This is a genomic window from Bacillus sp. PK6-026 (assembly GCF_054161455.1).
Genome location: NZ_CP096418.1, coordinates 3167543 through 3190347, shown reverse-complemented (window position 1 = coordinate 3190347; position 22805 = coordinate 3167543). Strand labels below are relative to the sequence as shown.

The following is a 22805-nucleotide window of genomic DNA, read 5'->3' as shown; positions in this document are numbered from 1 at the left end:
AAAATGAAACGATTTGATTATCTGACACCGGTCGGTTTGATTTTGGGTATTTTCATTTTAGTAATCGGCGTTGTCTCTGGAGCGGGGCTTTCCGGTTTTTATTCGTTTATCGATTTGACGTCTTTCTTTATCGTGACGGGCGGATTGTGTGCAGCTGTTTTCATCAGCTTTTCCCCGAAAGATTTAAAAAGAGCGCCGGCTGTGCTGAAGCAGGTCTTTATTTCGGAAGAAGACGATGTACGCGACTTGGTCAAAACCTTTGTCAGCCTGTCTGAACAGGCGCGCAAACAAGGAATTTTATCATTGGACGCCAATATCAATGAAATGAAAGACCCGTTTTTGAAAAAAGGTCTGCTTCTTGCCATCGACGGATGGGACGAGGAGACGATCCGTAATGTGATGAACTCGGAAATCGCCGCGATGGAAGAAAGGCACAGAAAGGGAAGAAGAATCTTTGAAAAAGCGGGGGAATTTGCCCCTGCATGGGGAATGATCGGAACCCTTGTCGGACTCGTCATGATGCTCAAAAACCTGAACAAGCCGGAAACGCTCGGTCCGAATATGGCGATCGCCCTTTTGACGACGCTTTACGGATCCCTTTTAGCCAACATGCTGTTTATACCGATCGCCGCAAAGCTTGAAGAAAAGACTGAGAATGAAATCTTTAAGAAGCAGGTCATGATCGAAGGCATCATCGGCATCCAGTCGGGAAGAAATCCGCGAAATCTGGAAAGCCAGCTTGTCGTTTTCAGTTCAAAAGAAGAATGGGCAAAAAAGCGGGCGGATCATATAAAACAAAAGGACAGGGCTCATGAAGCTTAGACATGAACGAAGAAAGCGCGAGCAGGGTCGCAAATCGTCAAACTGGATCATCACGTTTTCGGATTTGATTACGCTCATCCTCGTGTTCTTTATTTTACTGTTTTCGATGTCGCAAATCGATTTAAACAAATTTAAAGCAGCAGTCGGTTCATTTCAAGACAGGGCCGACGACAAATCCGCCGCAGAGCTGAAAAAAGAAAACGCGGACGATCAGAAGGCTGAAAAAACGGCTAAAAGCCAAGAAGATTTATTAAAGAAAATCAACGACTATATTGAAAAAAATGAACTGTCAAGTTTGATAGCGGCCAAGCGTGATGAACGGGGCATCATCCTCGTCCTTCAGGAAGCGGTTTTGTTTGATTCGGGAAAAGCGGATCTGAAAGACCAGGCTCACCCGCTTTTGCATAAAATCGCCGTCCTTCTCAAATCAGTGTCCAACCCGATCCGTGTGGAGGGGCATACGGACAGCCGCCCGATTTCGACTTACCGTTTTCCATCCAATTGGGAGCTTTCTGCGGCAAGGGCGAGCACTGTGATCGGCTACTTTACGTCGAAAGAAAAGCTCGACTCTTCACGTTTTCTTGCCATCGGTTATGCCGATACAAAACCGGTCAAGGACAACCGCACAGAGAGCCATATGAAGGAAAACAGGCGCGTTGAAATTGTCATCGCAAAAAAATAAATGAGAAGAAAGCAAGGTCTTGCATAAAAGCAAGGCCTTTTCTGTACGCCGGGATTTTTCGCATTAAGTGGCGCGCTTGGCAGAGCGAATCGGATAAAGAGCTTTGGCAACGGTTTGGGCGTTTTTTTCCGTTATTTCGGATTTTCTTGGAATCGAAGGATACAAATCTGCCGGGTCGGACCAGTTGGCAGGAAGTCGGACAGATGCCTGCTTCCCCCACTTTTTCAGCCATTTTTCAGGCATCTTATCCTCAGGTTTCATTCCTTTCATTTCAAGCCAGATTCTTGCCCATGCCCTCGGTACGACGCGCCAAATGTCGTACCCGCCTCCGCCGACAGCGATCCATCTTCCGTTGCAATAGGTGTGTGCAAGTTCGTGAGCGAGCTTTGGAATCTCTTCGTAAATCTTCATCGTCGTGCACAAGTGTGTCAGCGGATCGTAGTAATGCGCGTCAGCTCCGTTTTGCGACAAAATAACGTCCGGTTTGAAAAACTCGGCTATTTCAGAAACAGCCGTCCGGTAGGATTCAAGAAAAGACTCATCTTCTGTGAAGGCATCGAGCGGGATATTAAAAGCGTAGCCGTAGCCTTCGCCATGACCTCTTTCCTGTACTTGCCCCGTTCCCGGGAAAAGGTAGCGGCCGGTTTCATGAATCGAGACGGTACACACGGAAGGATCATCATAGAACGTAAACTGCACCCCGTCGCCGTGATGGGCGTCCGTATCAATATATAAAACCTTCGCATGATATTTTTTCTGCAAATATCGTATCACAACTGAACTGTCGTTATAGACGCAAAATCCTGAAGCTCTTCCTCTGAATCCGTGGTGAAGCCCGCCTCCGAGATTGAGGGCGTGTCTTGCTTTGCCCGTCATGACATAGTCTGCAGCTGTCAGTGTTCCGCCCACCAAAAGGGAGGCGGCTTCGTGCATCCCGGCAAAGACAGGGGTATCTTCTGTTCCAAGCCCGTAGTTTTCGCTTTCGGCTGCCGGGAGTTTTCCCGCCCCTGCAAGCTGGACGGCCTTGATATAATCGCCTGTGTGAACAAGGGCGAGCTCGGCTTCTGTCGCTATGCGCGGAGCAATCGTTTCTCCCGGTTCAAATGCGCCGACTGTATTCAAAAGATCGTATGTTACATAGACTCGCAGCTGATTAAACGGGTGATCTTGATGAAATTGATAGGTTTGGTAAGAGGGAGAAAAAATAAATACGCTGTCCTTCATGGCAAATCCCTTTGAACAGCCGGCCAAAGAACCTGATACCCTTTGGACTTCACGTCTTTGATGATAGAGGCGGGATTCATTGTTTGAACGCGAAACACGAGTATTTTCGAATCATCTTCATCACCGGGATATACGAGCACGCTCAATATGGCGATTTGGCGCCTGCTGAAAATGGCGCTGATATCAGCGAGGCTACGGGCGATATGATCGGTTTTGATTTCGATTTGGGAGCCTGGAAAATGGGCTCCTGTCAGCTGGACGAACGTATGCAGCAAATCGGATTTTGTCACAATGCCGACAAGCTTCCCGTTTTTTACGATCGGGAGGCAGCCGATTTCGTGTTCGAAAAAAATAGCTGATATTTCTTCGGCAAAATCAAGCGGGTGACCGGTGATCACTTCTTTTGACATAATCAGTTCCACCGGCTTTTTTAAATCTTCGTCAGATCTGTTTTGGGCAAAAATACTCGGACTTGCTGTTTTGACGTCCCTGTCCGTGACGATGCCTATGACCGTTCCCCGTTCATTGATGACGGGAAGGTGTTTAATATGAAATGTTCGCATGCGTTTGATCGCTTCTTCAATCGTATCCGTTCTGGAAAGTGTCACAACATCCCGTTTCATGATTTTTTCAACAATCATATTCAGGTCCCCTTTGCTCCCTTAATACATAAAACGATTGTGGAATCTGAGTCTGTCAAAACGCTCGATCGACTCCTGACTGACCTCTTTTCCGATGCGGGCCATTAAACAGTTGGCGGGATGGGAGCTGATTTCCGGATCGTCTGTCGCAAACCAGACAAGCCCTCCGGCATTCATCATTTTCTCCATCATCTTTCTGTATTCCCAAACATCTTTATTAGTCCCCTTTAGATCCCAATGCCAGTAATATTCAGTCGTGATGATGATATATTTTTCCATCTGTGGATCCATCATGCTGACCGCAAGCAGCGTCTTCCCGACAGAGTGACCCCTGAACGCCGGAATGACTTCGATGGCTCCAAGCTCAATTAAATTTTCCATGTTTCCTTCAGACCATCTTTCAAGCGGGTCTGGATAAACATATGTCACATAGCCGACAATGGTTTGCCGGAAACGGGCGATGATGATCCGTCCTTCGGGAAGCCCTGCGATTTCGATTAATGCTTCATGTTGTTTTTGAGATGGGCGAAAGGCTGTAAGCTCGTTGTGAAATTCATATTGTGCGAGTTTTTCGGGACTGATAGGGCCCTCTATCAGCACGGAGCCTTTCTCGGTCTGCAATTCTTTGGCATGATAAGTTTTGTGATGGTCCACGTATCCACCGCCTTACATCTTAGTTGAAGTCTTTTATACATAACATACCAAAATATTAAGCGTTTTCATAGGATGGAAGAGTATTTTTTAAAAATTGAGAAAATAAAAAATCTATACTATAATATATTTTGATGAGCGAACAAAGGGGGATGGGCATGGAATTGAAAGCGTTGCCAGCAGAAAAGGGAAACTACAACTTGAAAGACTATAATGAAGCATACCGGACATTTGACTGGAAGGATGCCGAAAAACATTTTTCATGGCACAAAACGGGAAAAATCAATGCAGCTTATGAAGCGATCGACCGCCACGCTGAGTCAAATTTGAAAAATAAAGTGGCATTTTACTACAAAGATCCGGTCCGCGAAGAAAAGTACACCTTCAGAGAGATGAAAAATGAAACGAATAAAGCCGGGAATGTCTTAAAGCAGCATGCCAATGTGGGAAAGGGAGACCGTGTGTTTGTTTTTATGCCGAGATCACCCGAGCTTTATTTTATTCTTCTCGGCGCTGTCAAATTGGGAGCGATCGTCGGGCCGTTGTTTGAAGCATTTATGGAAGGCGCTGTCAAAGACAGGCTTTTAAACAGCGGAGCGAAGGTTATCGTGACGACGCCGGAATTGCTTGAACGGGTGCCGGCCGGCGAACTTCCGGATCTTGAATCAATCATTGTCGTTGGAGAAGGCGTAAAGGAAGAAGGGTCTGTCATCGATTATTACGCGAAAGCGGCTGAAGCAGATACTGATCTTGAGATTGAATGGATGGATCAGGAAGACGGGATGCTGCTTCACTATACATCGGGTTCGACCGGCGCGCCAAAAGGGGTTCTCCACGTCCACAAAGCAATGATTCAGCATTATCAAACAGCCAAATGGGTTCTTGATCTGCACGACGATGACATTTATTGGTGCACGGCTGATCCAGGCTGGGTTACCGGAACGGTCTACGGGATCTTCGGTCCGTGGCTGAATGGAGCAACGAATGTTGTCGTAGGCGGCAGATTCAGTCCCGAAGCATGGTACGAAACGATTGAAAAAATGGAAGTGACGGTATGGTACAGCGCGCCAACGGCTTTTCGGATGCTGATGGGTGCTGGCGACGATCTCGTGAACAAATATAATCTGAGCTCATTACGGCATATTTTAAGCGTAGGGGAGCCGTTAAATCCTGAAGTCATCAGATGGGGGCATAAAGTCTTCAGCAACCGGATTCATGATACATGGTGGATGACCGAAACAGGAGCGCAGCTCATCTGCAATTACCCGTGCATGGAAATTAAACCGGGATCGATGGGCAAGCCGATTCCAGGCGTAGAGGCTGCAATCGTCGATCACCAGGGAAATGAACTGCCTCCTTACAGAATGGGGAATCTCGCCATTAAAAAAGGCTGGCCGTCGATGATGCATTCGATCTGGAACAATCCTGAAAAATACAGCTCCTATTTTATGCCGGGGGATTGGTATGTGTCAGGAGATTCCGCCTACATGGATGAAGACGGATACTTCTGGTTCCAGGGAAGGATCGACGATGTCATCATGACATCGGGCGAGCGCGTCGGCCCGTTTGAAGTCGAAAGCAAGCTTGTTGAGCATCAAGCTGTCGCTGAAGCAGGCGTCATCGGCAAACCGGATCCCGTCCGCGGTGAAATTATTAAAGCGTTCATCGCCTTGAGGGACGGTTATGAACCGTCAGATTCGTTAAAAGAAGAAATCAGGCAGTTCGTGAAACAAGGTTTGGCCGCACACGCCGCGCCAAGGGAAATCGAATTCAAAGATAAACTGCCGAAAACAAGAAGCGGAAAGATCATGAGACGCGTCCTGAAAGCTTGGGAGCTGAACCTTCCGGCAGGCGATCTCTCATCGATGGAAGACTGATGTCTCATTGACAATGCAAAAATATTATGTTAAAAAAGATTTAGTCGAATATTCAAAAGGTGAAGACTGAGATCAGTAAAACGCATCCTTCCCTGTCTTAGAGAGCTGATGGCCGGTGAAAATCAGCACATATGGATGGTTTGAATTACACTCACGAACCGCTTTTGCGAAAAAAGCCTCCCGGGCTTTGTGTAGCAGAAGAACGGAAGCTTTTCCGTTATCATTGAGAGTGAAAAGAGCGCGGCCATGCGTTCTTTTAAGCAGGGTGGTACCGCGATTTTTATCGTCCCTTCGTTTTTGCGAAGGGGCGTTTTATTTTTGGAAAAAAGGAGCTAAATGATGATGACACACTTACTTGATGATTTGTCCTTCAGGGGACTGATTCAGCAGCAAACCGATGAAGCAGGCTTGAGAGAACTGCTGGATAAAGAAAAAATCAGCTTATACTCCGGATTTGATCCGACAGCTGACAGTCTGCATATCGGACACCTGTTGCCGATTTTAATGCTTCGTCGCTTTCAGCTGGCCGGACATCGTCCGATTGCGCTCGTAGGCGGAGCGACGGGCCTGATCGGCGATCCGAGCGGAAAGAAAGCGGAGCGCACGCTGAACAATGAAGAAATCGTCCGCGAATGGTCGCAGAAAATCAAAAACCAGCTTTCGCGTTTCCTGGATTTTGAAGCTGAAAAAAATCCGGCGATTATGGCGAACAACTATGACTGGATCGGCAAAATGAACGTCATTGATTTCCTGCGCGATGTCGGCAAAAACTTCGGAATCAATTACATGCTTGCCAAAGATACGGTAAGTTCCAGAATCGAGACGGGCATATCTTATACTGAATTCAGCTACATGATCCTACAGTCTCTCGATTTCTTGAATTTGTACAGAAACCAGGAATGCAAGCTGCAGATCGGCGGAAGCGACCAGTGGGGCAATATCACGTCAGGCCTCGAGCTTATCCGCAAATCTGAAGAGAATGCAAAAGCTTTCGGATTGACGATTCCGCTTGTGACAAAAGCAGACGGCACGAAGTTCGGAAAAACGGAAGGCGGCGCGATCTGGCTTGATAAAGAGAAGACGTCGGCATATGAGTTTTATCAGTTCTGGATCAATACCGACGACAGGGATGTCGTGAAATACTTGAAATACTTCACTTTCTTGTCCAAAGAAGAAATTGAAGATCTCGCTGAAAAAGCAGAGACGGCGCCTGAAAAACGCGAAGCGCAAAAGCGCCTCGCCGAAGAAGTGACCGTTCTTGTACACGGCCGTGAAGCGTTTGAGCAGGCTGTCAACATCTCAAAAGCACTCTTCAGCGGAGATATTAAACAGCTGACTGCTGAAGAAGTGAAGGTCGGCTTTAAAGGGGTTCCTTCCATGGAACTTGAGAAAGCGGATGAACTGCCTCTTGTTGAGGTGCTCGTCCAATCCAAGCTGTCTCCGTCTAAACGCCAGGCGCGCGAAGATATCACAAACGGCGCGGTATACGTTAACGGCGAGCGCCGCACCGATGTTGCGGACGTCCTCACCGGCGACGACCGCATCGAAGGACAGTTTACCGTCATTCGCCGCGGTAAAAAGAAATACTTCCTGCTGACTTATAAATAATCAAAAAGCTCTTGCCAAACGGCAAGGGTTTTTTTGTGTCCGTATGTTTCATGTATGTTCATTCAGGAAATGTCAAAAATATAGAGGCTTTCGGAGTTTATGGGGGATTATCACAAGTAAAGAGAATGAATTTTTTCGGGGGAAAGGGGTGAGGAAAAGAATTTAATTTATTTAATGGATTTTAAATTTGAACATCACGAAGTCTGATCTTTAGTTTCAACTTTTTACGGTTTAAAGAGTGAAAATCTCAATAATAAAAAATAAGGCTCTCTTTAGTAAGAGAGCCTTGCTAAAAATATATATTTTTTAGCGAGTCCATTTACTTGAATATACAGTTTGCATTAACTCTGAGTGCTTCCAATTATTATAAAGGTTTACCTTTACTCGTGTTGAAGCAGATTTTTTGGCGATATTTGAAAATGTAACATTTAATTTTTTTCCAGTTTCTGCATATCCGGAAGCCGAATCAATCGTTTTCCAAGACCCCTTAGTATAACGTTGTAGATATAATTTACAGTAAGCTGCTGAATTCCAAACGTGACTTCTACTTCCTAATTCAATTGTGGCATATACATTTTTATAGTTGTCTGATGTATGTATATATGATTTAGATGGACCTAAACCTGATTTAAATGTAAAACTTGTAGTTTTACTTACAGCCTGTGCAGTCTGACCTGGTCCAATAAAAGTAAATCCAAATAACATTACACCAGCTAAAACTAAAGCCATAAAATGATTTACTCTTTTTTTCATAAAAATCCCTCCATTAAAATTTTATATCTTGTTAAATATGAGATTCTTATCCATTATAATCCACATTAGCAGATTTTTCAAGTTCAGATTAGTAGAATTGAGTCTTTATGTTTACGGTTAAATAAAATACTTCACTTGATTTTCATTTTTTTGTATAATTTTTTAGTTATAACGAGTAACAAGTTTCAAAAAGCTCTTGCCAAACGGCAAGGGTTTTTTTGTGTCCGTATGTTTCATGTATGTTCATTCAGGAAATGTCAAAAATATAGATGTAATAGGTAGAGCATTTCCATCGTTGAAGAGGGAGGAATGTAGCATGAACCTGTTCATTGCGGCGAAAGAAAAGTTTATGGAAGATTACAACAAGCAGCTGGAAACGGAACGAAAACAAGAGGCGCAGCAGTCAGCTGACGGATACAATCAATTGAATCAGACGGAAAATGCAGCAAAGCGGCTGAAGTAGAGGGTCTTTAGGGCCCTCTTTTTTATAAAAAAAGCGGACGGCGGATTCTTCACACGCCCGTTTTATTAATAACGATCGACAGTTTATAATTTGCATGATGGTTTAAGTCTGTTAAAAATTGATCCAACAGTTGATTTGACGGAAACTTGCATTCGAGAAGATAACAGCCGTCCCCGCTGATTTTATAGTTTTGAATGATGTATTTCTGCTGTGCTTTGATAAACGAAAGATAAGGCTTATGATAAGTGCTTTTTGTATAGATATTGATAAAAGCGTGAATAAAACACCCGAGTTTGTCTTGATTCACTTTTATGGTATAACCTTCAATCACTCCTTGATCCTCTAATTTTGCAACCCTTGAGGAAGCCGCCTGCCCTGTCAAATGAACTTTCTCTCCTAATTCCTTCATGGTCATCCGGCTGTTTTTTGATAATTCCTCTATGATTTGCCTGTCTGTATGATCCAGCATTTCATCAAATCCTCTCAAAAGAACGTTTTTCAAAAATCAAGTCAAATGCTAAAAAGACTTGACTATATCTATTTAAATGATGATCGGTCATAGTATAAACTAATCGTAAATAAAAGGAAAGGCATGATAACCATGGATATTCAACAAATTCGAAATGCAACATTAACCGTTAAATATGCTGGCAAAACATTTTTAATAGATCCGATGCTGGCTGAGAAAGGCACTTATCCTCCTTTTCCGAACTCAGCAAGACAAGATCAAAACAACCCTTTAGTCACCTTGCCTGTGCCAACCGACGAGCTCGTCAAGAATACCGACGCAGTCATCGTCACTCATCTGCATTTAGATCACTTTGACGATGCTGCCAAAGATCTGTTGCCGAAAGAAATCAAACTGTTTGTCCAAAATGAAGCAGATGCTGAGGAAGTGAGAAAAGCAGGTTTTCAAAATACAGTGGTTTTAACAAAAGATACGGTGTTTGAGGGGATTCAATTAATCAAGACAAAAGGCGAGCATGGACGAGGAGAGATAAAAAAGCTTGCCGGAGAAGTGTGCGGCGTTGTCTTCAAGCACTCAAAGGAGAAAACGCTGTATGTAGCAGGGGATACGGTTTGGTATGAAGGTGTCCGGGAAGAAATCGCTGCGCATCAGCCGGACATCATAGTCGTTAACGGAGGAGACAATCAATTCTTTGAAGGAGGGTCTCTCGTCATGGGGAAAGAGGATATTGCTGAAGTCTATCAAGCCGCTCCTGACGCCACAATCATTTCCAGTCATATGGAAGCTGTCAACCATTGGACTTTATCACGGGAAGAATTGAAGAGTTTCATTCAGGAAAAAGGAATGTCTTCACGTGTTTTTGTGCCGGATGACGGCGAATCTTACACATTTTAATATATGACAGGTCAAAGCCGTAAAAAACAGACAGTGAATTTCTGTCTGTTTTTTTGGCTTCTTCTTCGAGAACAAAGATCAATGCCTCCGGCGGGATTCGAACCCGCACTCCTCTCGTAAGCATAGGCTAGGGGAGAACACGCTTCCCTACGGACTTTCACCGACAGGAATTCCACCTGTCTCAGCTATTTGCTTTTCGGTGCTTCTGAAACCCTTGCCTTGCGACCCGTTCCTACAATGTTTTACGGCGCTCTTCCCTTCTAGAGCTACAGAGGCGAAATGGATGATTCATATTATACAGAAGCAATGGTGAAATGAGAACTGAAATTTTGAAAAGGAACAAGCTCAAATTTCAATTAAAAAAATGTTCCTCTAAGATGACTTGGGAGCATCCTTCAAGTAAATGGTCGATAATGATATTTTATGGTATAATTCATATGTTTTTCGCAAATTTATAGATTTGACAATGGAGGAACTTGTATGAAGTGGTTTTGGAAAGGCTTGAGGAATTATGCGAATTTTGAAGGGAGAGCAAGACGAAAGGAATATTGGTTGTTTCATTTGTTTAACGGTATCATATGTTTTATTTTATTTATCTTAACAGTAATGATCGTAAGTTTATTTATTTCAGGAATCATGACAGCGGAAGGATATGATGGATATCAAGTAGGATATATCATCGGGTATGGCGGTGGATTCCTCGGGTACGTCCTGATCTTAATTTATCAGTTGGCTGTTTTGGTGCCTTCTTTGGCTGTCAATGTCCGCAGGCTGCATGATACCGGAAGAAGCGGCTGGTGGATTTTAATTGGCTTGTTGCCGATTATCGGTGCTGTCATTCTGCTGATTTTTTACTGTCAGGCTGGCGAAACAAAAGAAAATCAATATGGACCAGATCCAAAAGTAAATGTATCGTAAATTGCACCCCAATTGTTAGACAATCATCTGGCGATTGGGGTTTTTTATAGTCTGAAGAAGACCGAAGGGGAACGACTGTTAACTTGATTTTTAATGAGAGATGCCCGTATTTCCGATGATTGTTTGGCATATCAATTTCAGTGACGATTCAAGATGGTTTTGAGATACCGGAGACAGTCAAATGGGCGAGACTAAAGCAAAAAAGCAGTCACTGAAGTTCATGCCCCTTGTATCGCGAGACGGATCTTGGCCCTCATCGAAGCTTTCGGGAGTTTTTTATAAATAAATCGCACACCATCCCGCTAACATCCCCATCACAAAGCAGTCGTTGCTGTCCATTTTCTTACCGTGTTTAACAAAGACATTCAAAGCCCAATTCAGTTTAGTGCCATCTTCAGTCTTTGCAACCCATTTTTTGCTGATATTGTAGTACATGACTTTGAAAATGGCGAATGCAGCTAAACAGAACAAGTAGAACAAGAGAAACTTACCAAAAAACATAAGCATTTGTTGGTCACTCCTCCGTTTTCATTCTTTAACCAACGATTTGATTTTACCGAATATATGCATAAGAGAAAAGGAGACGTTTGTCATATCTTGCTTGTGAGGAGGTATCTTGCAAGAAAAATCATCTATTAAAAACTTGACGCTTATGAGCTGGGTCCGTTTTATTCCCGGCTTATCAACAGCCTGCAATCTCCCCGAATCAACGGGGGAAGAAGAATACAACAAAAAACCCTGGAATCGCTGATATATCAACAATTCCAGGGTTTTTGCCAATGCTCTTTAAAGAGCATTTTCTATTAACGAGAGTAGAATTCAACGATCAATGCTTCGTTGATCTCAGCAGGAAGCTCAGAACGCTCTGGAAGGCGAGTTAGTGAACCTTCAAGCTTTTCAGCGTCAAAAGTCAGGTATTCAGGAACGAAATTGTTCACTTCAACCGCTTCTTTAACTGCAGAAAGGTTTTGAGATTTTTCACGAAGTGAAATCGTTTGGCCAGGTTTAACTTGGTAAGACGGAATGTCAACGCGGCTTCCGTCAACAAGAATGTGACCGTGGTTTACCAATTGGCGTGCTTGGCGGCGAGTGCGCGCTAGGCCAAGACGGTAAACGATGTTGTCAAGACGTGCTTCAAGAAGAATCATGAAGTTTTCACCGTGTTTACCAGCCATTTTCGCAGCTTTGTCAAAAAGGTTGCGGAATTGGCGTTCGTTCACACCGTACATATGGCGAAGCTTTTGCTTTTCTTGCAATTGCAAACCATATTCTGATAGTTTTTTACGCTGTCCCGGACCGTGAGGACCTGGTGCGTAAGGACGTTTTTCTAATTCTTTACCCGTACCGCTCAAAGAGATGCCTAAACGGCGGGATAATTTCCAGCTTGGACCTGTATAGCGAGCCATAATGTGACTCCTCCTTTGGTTTTATTTTTGTGAAAATAAAACCCATCTGTTCAATTCAGCCATGTCCATTTTGTTTTCATGTATCCTCGCTCCAGCAGCAAAGAGTTACACGATACACCTTAATAGATAAGGAACAAAATGAAACACAGAAGCAGAACAAAAAGGCTGCATTATTTCACACAAAGAAGATTATATAATGTCCGCTGTGCAAAGTCAACCATTCATGGACTGTCCCAAAGAGCCTGAATCGTTAATAAGTATAAAGTCCTGTTTTTTATGATATAATCAGGAAAATAAAATACATAAAACGGATTTTTTTAAGGTGATGACCATGAATAAACAAACTGAAGACCTATATCTGTCTTTTCATCAGAAGCTGTTCCAATTTCTTTTAAAAAAGCCGGCCGTCTCGTACGATGACTCTGTTGCCTGGCTAAAAGCGGCAGCAGAGTCATTTTTTTCGTTTATATCTCTTACATTGCGTCCTTCTTCAAGTCCGCAGGGAGCGAACGGCCAAAGCGGCCAGATCAGCCGAGTTAATGATTATTATATCATTATAACAATAGAAGAAAACAGCAAATATATAGAACTTTTGTGTCAAAAGAATCATAAAGTACCAGAACGTCTTGCTGAATCCATCCGCCTGTTTTTAATGCATTGTCTGAAACTTGATGCATTATTTCATGAGGAGCTCAATAAAACAAAGATTTATGAAAAGACGGCGCTGCTGCATGAGCTGATGGATCAGGAGCAGGTGCTCAAGACAATGGTTGAAAGTTTGAGGGATGTTTTTCCTTTTTTGGCATATTGTCTTTTCTTGTCATACGACGAGGACCAATACATCAGCCTTCCTGCGATAGAGTTAGATGTGCAAAGCGAATCGACCGATTCTTTCGCCTTAGAGGCATACTTATCAGGACAGGCGAAGAGCAAAAATGAATCGGAAGTTTACATTCCGATTAAAGGCCGGCAGGGAACGTATGGCGTTTTGAAGGCTTTTGGACCAGGGGCTGCCGATACGGCAGCGGATATATGCATTATTTCGAATGCGGCAGGGAAAGCATTTGAAAATTCCCGGCTTTACGAACAGTCGCAGAATATGATTTCAAATTTGGAGCTGATTAATGAAACATCGCATCAGCTGAACCGGACGAAACGCCTCCCTGATATGATGAAGAGTTTGTCCGAAAGGCTGATCAGTTCATTTGGCGCCGAAGAGGTGGGCTTTTTTTATAAAAATCATTTGGACGAGGAAACCCTGCTGCCGGGAAGCACAGGTTTTTTTCAGACGGATGCGGCCCTTCCATATATCCGCTATGTTAAAGAAAAGATTTCAGAGGAAAACGGGGTATTTGTCGGAAACGGTTCTTCGTTTTTTGGAAATGACGGTTATGCTTCATTAATGGGCGTTCCGATGCTGGAGAATAATGAAAACAAAGGATTTGTCATCGTATTGAAAAAAAACGTCTGCTCTTTTTCATTTGAAATGTTTAAGCTGTTTCAGACGCTGATCAGGCATTCCACGCTCGCCGTGTCGAATTTGATGCTGCGCGACCGGCTGAAGTATCTTGTTCAAACAGACCGTTTGACAGAGCTTTACTCGAGAAGCTATTTCGATGAAAAAATCGGGTACAGTATGAAAGCGGATGAGAGCGGCGTACTCGTATTGATTGATATCGATGATTTTAAACAGATTAACGATACGTACGGCCATCAGAAAGGCGATGATATTCTCATTCAAGTCGCCAGGGTGATCCAGCGAAACATCCGCGACCAGGACGTCGCAGCAAGGTGGGGAGGAGAAGAGCTTGCGGTATACTTGCCGAAAGCAGGGCTGAACACCGGTGAAATGCTTGCTGAGAGGCTGATTACGCTTGTCAGGGAATGCACTGATCCAAAGGTGACGATTTCGTGCGGGGTATCCAATTGGTCTCAGGATCGTCCGAAATCTTTAACCTGCCTTTTTAAAGAGGCGGATGTCGCGCTGTACAATGCAAAGCGAAACGGGAAAAACAGGTTTATGACACATTAAAAAAGAGCCGGATTTACCGGCTCTTTTCGCTTAAACGCTCTCCAAGCATCTCTGTGAACTTTTTCAAATAATACTCATCTGTTTCATCGAAGCGGTTTTTAATCGGGCTGTCGATATCGAGCACTCCGATGATGTTCCCGTCCACTTCAAGCGGAACTACGATTTCGGATTGGGATGCCGCATCACACGCAATGTGTCCGGGGAACGCGTTCACATCTTCAACGCGCTCGACCCGGCCGTTTGTATAAGCGGTGCCGCAGACGCCTTTCCCGAACGGGATTCTTACGCATGCAGGAAGTCCCTGGAACGGCCCGAGCACAAGCTCGCCGTCTTTGGCAAAATAAAAACCCGCCCAGTTGATGTCTTCCAATGATTGATATAAAAGAGCGGAGGCGTTTGCTGTATTGGCGATCATATCAGGTTCGCCTTCTGTCAGCGCATCGATCTGTTTGAGGAGAAGCTCGTATTTTTTTTCTTTGCTGCCTTCTGTTTTTTCGACATGAAACATGATAATTTCCCTCGCTTTTTCTTTGAAATGGCAAAAACACGCTTGCCGTGATGCTATTTGTCGAGCACTTTTTACAGGAACAATTCCGCTTGAAGTGGAATTGTTTTAAGTAAGAAGGGGTGAAACAAGATGGGATCAAACGCTATTTCAACCACGAAGGACAGGATCATCGAATCTGCCGTGGAGCTGTTCAACCAAAAAGGTTTTTCAGGAACATCCGTCCGCGAAATTGCCCGAGCAGCCAATGTCAATGTCGCCCACATCTCCTATTATTTTAATGGAAAAGGCGGTTTAATGGAGCATTTGATATCCCGTTTTTATGAAGGCTATTTAAGAGTCCTTGAAAAGGGTTATGAACGCCTTCCGGATGCAGGTGCAACGGATTGCCTTCTTCAATTGGTTTTTGATATTCTATCGTATCAGCATGAGCACCGTCAATTAACTCGGTTTGTTTATCGCGAAGTCACGATTGATTCCACACTGAATCGCGAAGTGATGTCGACATATTTAACAAAAGAAAAGTACATTCTCCACCTGATCATTGAAAAGGGAAATGAGGACAATGAATTTTCCCGTTTTCCCCTTTCCCATTTTATGATTCAGCTGAAGTCGCTTTTAATGATGCCTTATCTGCAGCCTCAATATATTTCAGAAGTGCTGTATGTACAGCCGCACGAGCCGTACTTTTATCAGGCGTATTACAAGGAAGTCAAAACATGGCTTCTCAGTCTGTTGTACAGAGAAGGTCGGCAAGCCGCCGTTATTTAGCCAAGCGGCTCTCAAAATGTTCGTAACCAAATCCGGCATCCTCTGCTTGGTGGGCATCAGACCCAAAGACAAGCGGGATGTTTTTTTGTTCCGCTTCTTTTATCATCCATTCTTCCATATAGACGTCGCCTGCATAAGGCTTGCGGAGGCCGGACGTATTAAAGTCAAGTTCGTATCCGCGCTTTGCGGCTTCATCCAAACAGGAGGAGACCGATTTTCTGACGCTTTCTGACATCGAATACGGAAACAGCTTCACAAATTTTTTCGCAAGCGTAATGTGGCCGATTCGTTTTGGCTTAAATGCTCCCAGCGGTGATACAATGGAAGAATAAATTTCGTCATAATAGGCGAGATAGACCTGTTCTGTGCTGCCGTAGCAGCCGATCAGCTGCTGAAACGCTTTTTCATCGTAGTCAAGGCAGATGTGCGATGATCCGGCCGGCAAAAAATGAACGGAAAGAATGCTGTCGTCAAGATGCGTGCCGTATTGATCGAGAAAAGCTTTCGTTTCGTGTTCAAAGGTGCGGATATAATCGACTTCAAGACCGATTAAAACGTCGAGCTGTCCTTTGTACTCTTCCTTCAGTTCGGTCAGCCGTTCAATATAGCGGTCCAGCTCGGAGATCGGCATGGCGCTGTCTTTCTCCGGGGTCGGATCCATGAATGAAGGCGGAAGCGGCGCATGCTCGGTGAAGGATACGGATCGGAAGCCTTTTTTGCATAATTCTTCTATATAATATCTGAATTCGTCTTTTGATCCGTGCGGACAAAAGGGAGAATGAACATGACCGTCTCGTTTCAGCATGATGTCACCCCGTAAAAAAATAGTCAGATGTTGTCACTTTGATGTAAAAAAATTAAAAATTCTGCTCAAAAAATGTTGGTTACATGGTATCATAAGAACAATGAAAACGATAGTTTAACTTCATTTTTACATAACAATTTCAAATACATACCCTGACAGAACAGATAAACAGCAAGGGGGCTCATTATGGAGTTTGTCATTGGCTTACTGGCGTTATTTTTAATCTTATTCGCTACGGGCTACTTATTCAGAAAAAATATATATAAAGAGATCGACCGTTTAGAAGCTTGGAAAATCGAAATCATGAACCGATCGATCGTGGAAGAGATGTCAAAAATCAAGCATCTGAAAATGACGGGGCAGACTGAGGAATTCTTTGAAAGGTGGCGCCGGGAATGGGATGAAATCGTCACCTCGCATATGCCCAAAGTCGAAGAGCTTCTGTTTGAAGCCGAGGATTGCGCCGACAAATACCGTTTTCAAAAATCGAAACAGGTGCTCGCGCATATTGAGAATCTTTTATCAGCGGCTGAATCCAACATTGAAGACATCTTAAAGGAAATCGCCGATCTTGTCTCGAGCGAAGAGCAGAACCGCAAAGAAATCGAAGAGGTAAAAGAACGGTATACAAAAGTGCGGAAAAACCTTTTGGCATACAGTCACCTGTACGGAGACCTCTATGAGAAAATTGAAACCGACCTCGATACCGTGTGGGAAGGCATTAAACAGTTTGAAGAGGAAACAGAAGGCGGAAATTATATAGAAGCCAGAAAGGTGCTGCTCGCCCAAGACCGTTTGCTTGAAGAGCTTCAATCATACATAGACGATGTGCCGAAACTGCTTGCAAGCTGCAAGCAGACCGTTCCGCAGGAACTCGCCAAATTGAAAGCCGGCTATCAGGAAATGATCGATAAAGGGTACAAGCTCGATCATATTCAAGTGGAGAAGGAGCTCGAAAACCTTTTGAAAGAATTGAAGCGTGCTGAAGGTGCGCTTTTGGACGAACTTGATTTAGAAGAAGCCGCCGCAATCGTGCAGATGATTGATGAAACGATCCAGACGCTGTATAACCAGCTGGAGCATGAAGTCGAAGCAGGGCAGGAAATTTTGGGGAAAGTGCCTGAGCTTGCCGCTGCATTGGAAAAGCTTGAAGCCTCCAAAAAGGATACCGAAGCTGAAACCGAACTCGTCAAGAAAGGCTACAGACTGACAACCGGAGAACTGGAGAAACAGCAGTCATACGAAAAACGCCTTGAAATGATCGAAAAGCAGTTCGAACAAGTGAAAGAAAGGCTTGATCAGAAACATGTCGCCTACTCGCTGTTAAAAGAAGAGCTTGCGGATATCGAAAAGCAGATGGAAGCCGCTCAACGGGAGCATGACGAATACAGAGACATGCTGCAAATGCTGAGAAAAGAAGAGCTTCAGGCAAGAGAGCTTCTCAAGCAATTAAAGCAGACGATCAAGGATACGGCGCGGAGCCTGGAGAAAAGCAATGTTCCAGGGATTCCGGAAGCCATAACCGAAAAGATCCGGCAGTCGCAGACGACTGTGCAGAAAGTGACAGAACAGCTGAATGAGCTGCCGCTGAACATGGATGCGGTGAACGAACGCCTTCAAGAGGCGGAACAGCTTGTCACAGAAGTGAAAACAAAGACGGATGAACTGGTTGAACTGGTTTTGCTGATCGAACGCATCATCCAATATGGCAACCGCTTCAGAAGCCAGGACCGGATTCTTTCCGAACAGCTCAAAGAAGCAGAGAAAAGTTTTTATGCATATCAGTATGAAGAGGCTTACGACATTGCCGCCAGAGCGGTCGAAAAAGCGTCGCCGGGAGCAGTTGCCCGGCTTGCAGCGGACGCGAAGCAGCCTGAATAGAGCAAAAACCCGGCACGTGAAAAGGCGTGTCGGTTTTTTTTGTCTATAGCTGCAATGAAAAATAAAAAAACCGGCCCTGTTTAAAAACAGAGCCGGTTTTTCAAAGATCAGCTGACTTTCTTTAATTTGTCTTTCGGCGAAGCGATGAAAAATGTCACAATGTAACCGATCACCGCGCCGATAACAGCCGGAATGACCCAGCCGACACCCATGCTGAACAGCGGGATGTTCGCTTTTAAGATATCGTTTACCGGACCCAGCGGAATTTTCGCCGCGTTTAATCCGTCGATGATGCTTAAAATTCCAGTCGGGATAAGGGCACCGATATAGACTTCGCGTCGTTCAGCAAACAGCTTGTCAATGAAAGAGAGCAAAACGACGACGATCGCAAGCGGATAAATCGCCGACAGAATCGGAACTGAAAACGAGATGATTTCTGTCAGTCCGAAATTGGCAATCACAAGGCTGAAAAGCGTCACGATGATGACAACAGCTTTGTAAGAGAGCTTCGGAATCAGCTTTGAAAAATACTCTCCGCAAGAGGAAACGAGTCCGACGCTCGTCGTCAGGCAGGCGAACAAGATCGCGATACCGAGCACGGCATTTCCAAGCGAGCCGAATAAATACGCGGAAGCTTTGGACAATATTTCGCCGCCGTTGTTGAGCGAACCGACGGTTTCAACACTTGTCGCCCCTAAATAAGCGAGAGAAACATAAACGAGTCCGAGACCGACTGCAGCGACGATCCCCGCTTTGATGCATGAAGCGGCGATTGACTTTGGATTTGTAACGCCGCGGTCTTTAATCGCGGTAATAACGACAATTCCAAATACGATTGAAGCGATCGCATCCATCGTTTTATATCCTTCTAAAAATCCGACAAACAGAGGTGCGGATTGATAGGCCTCTGTCACAGAGCCGATGCTGCCCATCGGGGTGATAAACGCTTTGATGACTAATATTGCGATTACAGTCAATAATATCGGTGTTAAAATTTTACCGATGCGGTCAACAAGCTTGCTTGGGTTTAAAGCCAGGAAATAAGTGATTCCGAAAAATATCAGGGTAAAGATAAACAGATAAAGACTTGATGAATGTTTCCCTAAAAACGGCTCCACCGCTATCACGTATGAAACATTTCCTGTCCTTGGAATAGCAAACAAAGGTCCGATCGTCAAATAAATGCTGACGATTAATATCGTGCCGAAGACCGGATGGGCTTTGTCAGCTAGGCCTTTTGCACTCCCTTTTAGAGCAACCGCGATGACGCCGAGCAGCGGAAGACCGACGCCTGTCAGCAAGAATCCGATGATAGCCGGCCAAACATTCTCTCCGGCAGCTTGACCGAGCTGGGGAGGAAAAATCATATTTCCCGCTCCGAAAAAGAGGGCGAACAGCATAAGTCCAATCGCCGTCGTTTCCTTAGCGGATAGTGAAGTTTTCATTAAAAAGAACCTCCTGGTTTGTTGTTTAAATTTTCTGTCAATTTATTTTCGTGATATAATATGACAAAAGTCCAAAGACTATTATATTTTAAAAATCAGAGAAGTCAAACATTTATTTTTAATTTTCAATTACAAGTTGATATGATAACATATACAGTCATGAAAAAGAACGTTCATTTTTAAAGGAGTAGATCATGATTTATCTTGATAATAGTTCAACAACAAAACCATATCCTGAATTATTACAAATTTATGAACAAGTAAATCAGCGCTTCTTCGGCAACCCTTCGTCGTTGCACCGCCACGGCATTGAAGCGGATCAATTGCTTTCAGAAGCAAGGAAACAGATCAAAACGGCGCTTTCGCTAAAAAGTCATGATATCGTGTTTACGTCCGGGGCTTCAGAAGCCAACAACATGGCGCTGAAAGGCATTGCTTTGGCACATATGCAAAAAGGAAAACATATTATTGCTTCCTCCATTGAACACCCGTCTGTGACGGAATCTTTGGAGCAGCTGAAGACAGCCTTCGGCTTTGAGGTTACATATCTTCCTGTCGACAGCCGCGGATTTGTTTCGCTTGAAGATCTGAAACAAGCGTTCCGCAAAGACACGATTCTGGTGAGCATCATGCACGTCAACAATGAAACAGGTGTCATCCAGCCTGTGGAAGACATCGGCAAAATCGTAAAAGAAAACACAAGGGCATACTTTCACGTTGATCACGTTCAAGGCATTAACAAGGTTCCGCTGGACATCTCCGGGGCGGACATTGACCTTTGTACGATATCGGGCCATAAATTTCACGGCTTAAAAGGAACAGGAGCGCTCATTCTGAACGAACGGATTTCGCTTTTTCCTTTGATTTCCGGAGGAGAACAGCAGAACAACAGGCGTGCCGGAACTGAAAATACCGCCGGCGCTGTTACGCTTGCAAAAGCGATCAATATGTCAAAACAGGATTATAACCATTATATAGAAGAAATAAAGGCGGCAAAATTGGCTTTTATCAAGGAGCTAAAAGAGCTAAAAGGTGTTATATTAAATACGCCGGAAGAAAACAGCGCGCCGCATATCATTAATTTTTCCGTGCCGGGATTGAAGGCCGAGGTCCTTTTGCATATGCTAGAAGAGCGGGGTATTTTCGTATCGACGACATCAGCATGCTCTTCAAAACAGCATAAGCCGAGCAAGGTGCTTTTAGCAATGGGAAAAGGTGAAGATGCAGCGGCAAGCAGCATCAGAATCAGTATGACATACCGGGACAATCAGGAGATTGTCGACCCGTTTATGACGGCCTTAAAAGAAAGTTTACACAAACTAAAAGGAATTATGAGGTAGAGACACAATGAATGAAGACTATATTTTAATCAGATTTGGCGAAATTTCAACAAAAGGAAAGAACAGAAAGCTTTTTGTCGATCGCCTGAAAAGAAATATCAAAATGGTCTTGCGCGATTTCCGCAACGTCCGTTATGAGTCAACACGTGACAGAATGACTCTCGTATTAAACGGAGAAGACGCGGAAGCCGTAATGGCCCGTCTGAAAAACGTTTTCGGCATCCAATCGTTCAGTCTTGCCGTGAAGTGCCGGACAGATCTGGAAAGCATTAAAGAGACGGCGCTCGCGTCTGTTCAAGAACAATACAAGCCCGGAGATACCTTTAAAGTATCGACGAAAAGGGCTTACAAGCAGTTTGAATTAAATACAAATGAGATGAATGCCGAAATCGGCGGACACATTTTGCGCAACACCGATGATCTTACCGTTGACGTTCATTCCCCGGACATCCATTTGCGGATCGAAATTCGGGAAGATGCTACGTATTTGACATTCCGGGATGAAAAAGGTGCGGGCGGACTGCCGGTCGGAAGCGGAGGAAAAGCGATGCTTATGATATCCGGCGGAATTGACAGCCCTGTTGCCGGGTTCTATGCCATGAAGCGCGGGCTTGAGATCGAAGCTGTTCACTTTTTCAGCCCGCCATATACAAGCGAACGGGCCAAGCAAAAAGTGATTGATCTCACTAAACGCCTTACGGCTTTCGGCGGAGACATCAAGCTTCATATCGTTCCGTTTACGAAAACCCAAGAGCTCATTCAAAAGCAGATTCCCGAAAACTATTCCATGACGGCGACCAGAAGGCTGATGCTGCAGATCGCCGACAAACTGCGCGAACGACATAACGCGCTTGCCGTTTTTACAGGAGAAAGCCTCGGCCAGGTGGCAAGCCAGACGCTCGAAAGCATGTATGCCATCAACGCGGTCACGAGCACGCCGGTTTTGCGCCCTTTAATCGGCATGGATAAGACGGAAATCATCGAAAAAGCGAAGGAAATCGATACGTACGATATCAGCATACGTCCGTACGAAGACTGCTGCACGATCTTCACGCCTTCTGCGCCGAAAACGCGTCCGAAAAAAGAAAAAATCGAACACTTTGAAAGCTACACAGATTTCGAACCGCTCATCAACGAAGCTGTAGAGAACACAGAAACGATTGTTTTGAGCAGCAAAGCGGAAACGAAAGATCAATTTGCGGACTTTTTCTAAAGGAATATTCGATCAAACGCCTTTGTCTGTTTTTGCATACAATTACCAAACATTCTTTGTATGAAGTCATGTGTTTTTACACAATCTATACTCACAAGGAGGTGAGAACACATGGCTCAAAACAACAGACAAAGCAGTTCTAACCAACTATTGGTTCCTGGTGCTGCTCAAGCTATCGACCAAATGAAATTCGAAATCGCTTCTGAATTTGGCGTTAACCTTGGAGCAGAAACTACTTCTCGTGCAAACGGTTCAGTTGGAGGAGAAATCACTAAGCGTTTAGTTTCTTTCGCTCAACAGCAAATGGGTGGAACACAACAATAATTAAAATTAAAAAGCAATGGATAATGGGTGGGGTTTAATCCCCACTCTTTTTTATGTTCTGCAAAATAGGCATTTCGGAAT

The 22805-nt window shown here is 44.3% G+C and carries 24 protein-coding genes and 1 other annotated feature; of the genes, 14 read left to right on the top strand and 10 right to left on the bottom strand.

Annotation, left to right across the window (positions count from 1 at the left end; translation table 11 throughout):
* Positions 1–3: 3 nt before the first annotated feature.
* Both motP and motS read left to right on the top strand, forming a co-directional pair.
* A complete protein-coding gene (gene motP / locus M1D59_RS16200; RefSeq protein WP_020452604.1) occupies positions 4–822 on the top strand; it encodes a flagellar motor protein MotP in 819 nt (272 codons plus the stop codon).
* On the top strand, positions 812–1504 hold the full coding sequence (gene motS / locus M1D59_RS16195; protein ID WP_144499106.1) for a flagellar motor protein MotS: 693 nt from the start codon (positions 812–814) through the stop codon (positions 1502–1504). Before motP ends, motS begins: the two co-directional genes overlap by 11 nt.
* 63 nt (positions 1505–1567) lie before the next feature.
* On the opposite strand, the gene M1D59_RS16190 is transcribed toward motS, so the two are convergent.
* The 3 genes from M1D59_RS16190 to M1D59_RS16180 are packed head-to-tail and all read right to left on the bottom strand — an operon-like array spanning position 1568 to position 4023.
* Complete coding sequence (locus M1D59_RS16190) at positions 1568–2728, bottom strand: acetoin utilization protein AcuC (protein ID WP_043054433.1); 1161 nt, start codon at positions 2726–2728, stop codon at positions 1568–1570.
* On the bottom strand, positions 2725–3369 hold the full coding sequence (locus M1D59_RS16185; RefSeq protein WP_020452601.1) for an acetoin utilization AcuB family protein: 645 nt from the start codon (positions 3367–3369) through the stop codon (positions 2725–2727). The genes M1D59_RS16190 and M1D59_RS16185 overlap by 4 nt, the downstream gene beginning before the upstream one ends.
* Positions 3370–3390: 21 nt before the next feature.
* Positions 3391–4023 carry a GNAT family N-acetyltransferase gene (locus M1D59_RS16180; protein ID WP_020452600.1) on the bottom strand — a complete coding sequence of 211 codons (633 nt, stop codon included), beginning with the start codon at positions 4021–4023 and terminating at the stop codon, positions 3391–3393.
* Between the two features lie 155 nt (positions 4024–4178).
* Between M1D59_RS16180 and acsA the strand changes: the two genes are divergently transcribed.
* Entirely contained in the window at positions 4179–5897 is a 1719-nt protein-coding gene (gene acsA, locus M1D59_RS16175) for an acetate--CoA ligase (protein ID WP_458117523.1), read from the top strand.
* A 53-nt stretch (positions 5898–5950) separates the two neighbouring features.
* Positions 5951–6191 (top strand) — a binding site (T-box leader).
* A 48-nt stretch (positions 6192–6239) separates the two neighbouring features.
* Positions 6240–7505: a tyrosine--tRNA ligase gene (tyrS, locus tag M1D59_RS16170; protein ID WP_023855507.1), complete on the top strand. Its 1266-nt coding sequence runs from the start codon at positions 6240–6242 to the stop codon at positions 7503–7505.
* A gap of 306 nt (positions 7506–7811) precedes the next feature.
* Here the strand turns inward: tyrS and M1D59_RS16165 are convergent, their stop codons facing one another.
* Complete coding sequence (locus M1D59_RS16165) at positions 7812–8258, bottom strand: hypothetical protein (protein ID WP_458117522.1); 447 nt, start codon at positions 8256–8258, stop codon at positions 7812–7814.
* A gap of 316 nt (positions 8259–8574) precedes the next feature.
* Between M1D59_RS16165 and M1D59_RS16160 the strand changes: the two genes are divergently transcribed.
* Positions 8575–8721: a hypothetical protein gene (locus M1D59_RS16160; RefSeq protein WP_176275258.1), complete on the top strand. Its 147-nt coding sequence runs from the start codon at positions 8575–8577 to the stop codon at positions 8719–8721.
* 49 nt (positions 8722–8770) lie between these two features.
* On the opposite strand, the gene M1D59_RS16155 is transcribed toward M1D59_RS16160, so the two are convergent.
* Positions 8771–9190 carry an Lrp/AsnC family transcriptional regulator gene (locus M1D59_RS16155; RefSeq protein WP_144499104.1) on the bottom strand — a complete coding sequence of 140 codons (420 nt, stop codon included), beginning with the start codon at positions 9188–9190 and terminating at the stop codon, positions 8771–8773.
* Between the two features lie 132 nt (positions 9191–9322).
* Here M1D59_RS16155 and M1D59_RS16150 point away from each other — a divergent pair, with 132 nt between their 5' ends.
* Positions 9323–10084 (top strand): MBL fold metallo-hydrolase, encoded by a 762-nt coding sequence (locus M1D59_RS16150; RefSeq protein WP_186439855.1) that lies wholly within the window; start codon positions 9323–9325, stop codon positions 10082–10084.
* 480 nt (positions 10085–10564) lie between these two features.
* A complete protein-coding gene (locus tag M1D59_RS16145; RefSeq protein ID WP_026579070.1) occupies positions 10565–11002 on the top strand; it encodes a DUF805 domain-containing protein in 438 nt (145 codons plus the stop codon).
* Between the two features lie 276 nt (positions 11003–11278).
* Here the strand turns inward: M1D59_RS16145 and M1D59_RS16140 are convergent, their stop codons facing one another.
* Positions 11279–11509, bottom strand: coding sequence for a hypothetical protein (locus M1D59_RS16140; RefSeq protein WP_458117521.1), 231 nt, complete (start codon positions 11507–11509; stop codon positions 11279–11281).
* A gap of 109 nt (positions 11510–11618) precedes the next feature.
* On the opposite strand from M1D59_RS16140, the gene M1D59_RS16135 reads away from it, so the two are divergent.
* Complete coding sequence (locus M1D59_RS16135) at positions 11619–11753, top strand: hypothetical protein (RefSeq protein WP_256164420.1); 135 nt, start codon at positions 11619–11621, stop codon at positions 11751–11753.
* Between the two features lie 52 nt (positions 11754–11805).
* On the opposite strand, the gene rpsD is transcribed toward M1D59_RS16135, so the two are convergent.
* Positions 11806–12408 carry a 30S ribosomal protein S4 gene (gene rpsD, locus M1D59_RS16130; RefSeq protein ID WP_020452596.1) on the bottom strand — a complete coding sequence of 201 codons (603 nt, stop codon included), beginning with the start codon at positions 12406–12408 and terminating at the stop codon, positions 11806–11808.
* 331 nt (positions 12409–12739) lie between these two features.
* Between rpsD and M1D59_RS16125 the strand changes: the two genes are divergently transcribed.
* Positions 12740–14440, top strand: coding sequence for a sensor domain-containing diguanylate cyclase (locus tag M1D59_RS16125; protein ID WP_144499102.1), 1701 nt, complete (start codon positions 12740–12742; stop codon positions 14438–14440).
* 13 nt (positions 14441–14453) lie between these two features.
* On the opposite strand, the gene M1D59_RS16120 is transcribed toward M1D59_RS16125, so the two are convergent.
* Positions 14454–14948: a GAF domain-containing protein gene (locus tag M1D59_RS16120; protein WP_020452594.1), complete on the bottom strand. Its 495-nt coding sequence runs from the start codon at positions 14946–14948 to the stop codon at positions 14454–14456.
* Between the two features lie 129 nt (positions 14949–15077).
* Here M1D59_RS16120 and refZ point away from each other — a divergent pair, with 129 nt between their 5' ends.
* The gene (gene refZ, locus M1D59_RS16115; RefSeq protein ID WP_020452593.1) at positions 15078–15716 is read left to right on the top strand and encodes a forespore capture DNA-binding protein RefZ; all 639 of its coding nucleotides are present in this window, start codon (positions 15078–15080) and stop codon (positions 15714–15716) included.
* On the opposite strand, the gene hisJ is transcribed toward refZ, so the two are convergent.
* A complete protein-coding gene (gene hisJ, locus M1D59_RS16110) occupies positions 15709–16521 on the bottom strand; it encodes a histidinol-phosphatase HisJ (protein WP_020452592.1) in 813 nt (270 codons plus the stop codon). The two genes, refZ and hisJ, sit on opposite strands and share 8 nt — an antisense overlap.
* A gap of 186 nt (positions 16522–16707) precedes the next feature.
* On the opposite strand from hisJ, the gene ezrA reads away from it, so the two are divergent.
* Positions 16708–18402, top strand: coding sequence for a septation ring formation regulator EzrA (gene ezrA / locus M1D59_RS16105; RefSeq protein ID WP_039072913.1), 1695 nt, complete (start codon positions 16708–16710; stop codon positions 18400–18402).
* Positions 18403–18509: 107 nt separating this feature from the next.
* On the opposite strand, the gene brnQ is transcribed toward ezrA, so the two are convergent.
* Positions 18510–19847: a branched-chain amino acid transport system II carrier protein gene (gene brnQ, locus M1D59_RS16100; RefSeq protein WP_020452590.1), complete on the bottom strand. Its 1338-nt coding sequence runs from the start codon at positions 19845–19847 to the stop codon at positions 18510–18512.
* A 194-nt stretch (positions 19848–20041) separates the two neighbouring features.
* On the opposite strand from brnQ, the gene M1D59_RS16095 reads away from it, so the two are divergent.
* The 3 genes from M1D59_RS16095 to M1D59_RS16085 all read left to right on the top strand — a co-directional run bounded on the left by M1D59_RS16095 (position 20042) and on the right by M1D59_RS16085 (position 22724).
* Positions 20042–21187 carry a cysteine desulfurase family protein gene (locus M1D59_RS16095; protein WP_105981145.1) on the top strand — a complete coding sequence of 382 codons (1146 nt, stop codon included), beginning with the start codon at positions 20042–20044 and terminating at the stop codon, positions 21185–21187.
* Positions 21188–21194: 7 nt separating this feature from the next.
* Complete coding sequence (gene thiI, locus M1D59_RS16090) at positions 21195–22400, top strand: tRNA uracil 4-sulfurtransferase ThiI (RefSeq protein WP_023855502.1); 1206 nt, start codon at positions 21195–21197, stop codon at positions 22398–22400.
* Positions 22401–22511: 111 nt separating this feature from the next.
* Complete coding sequence (locus tag M1D59_RS16085; protein ID WP_003184396.1) at positions 22512–22724, top strand: alpha/beta-type small acid-soluble spore protein; 213 nt, start codon at positions 22512–22514, stop codon at positions 22722–22724.
* Positions 22725–22805 lie beyond the last annotated feature (81 nt).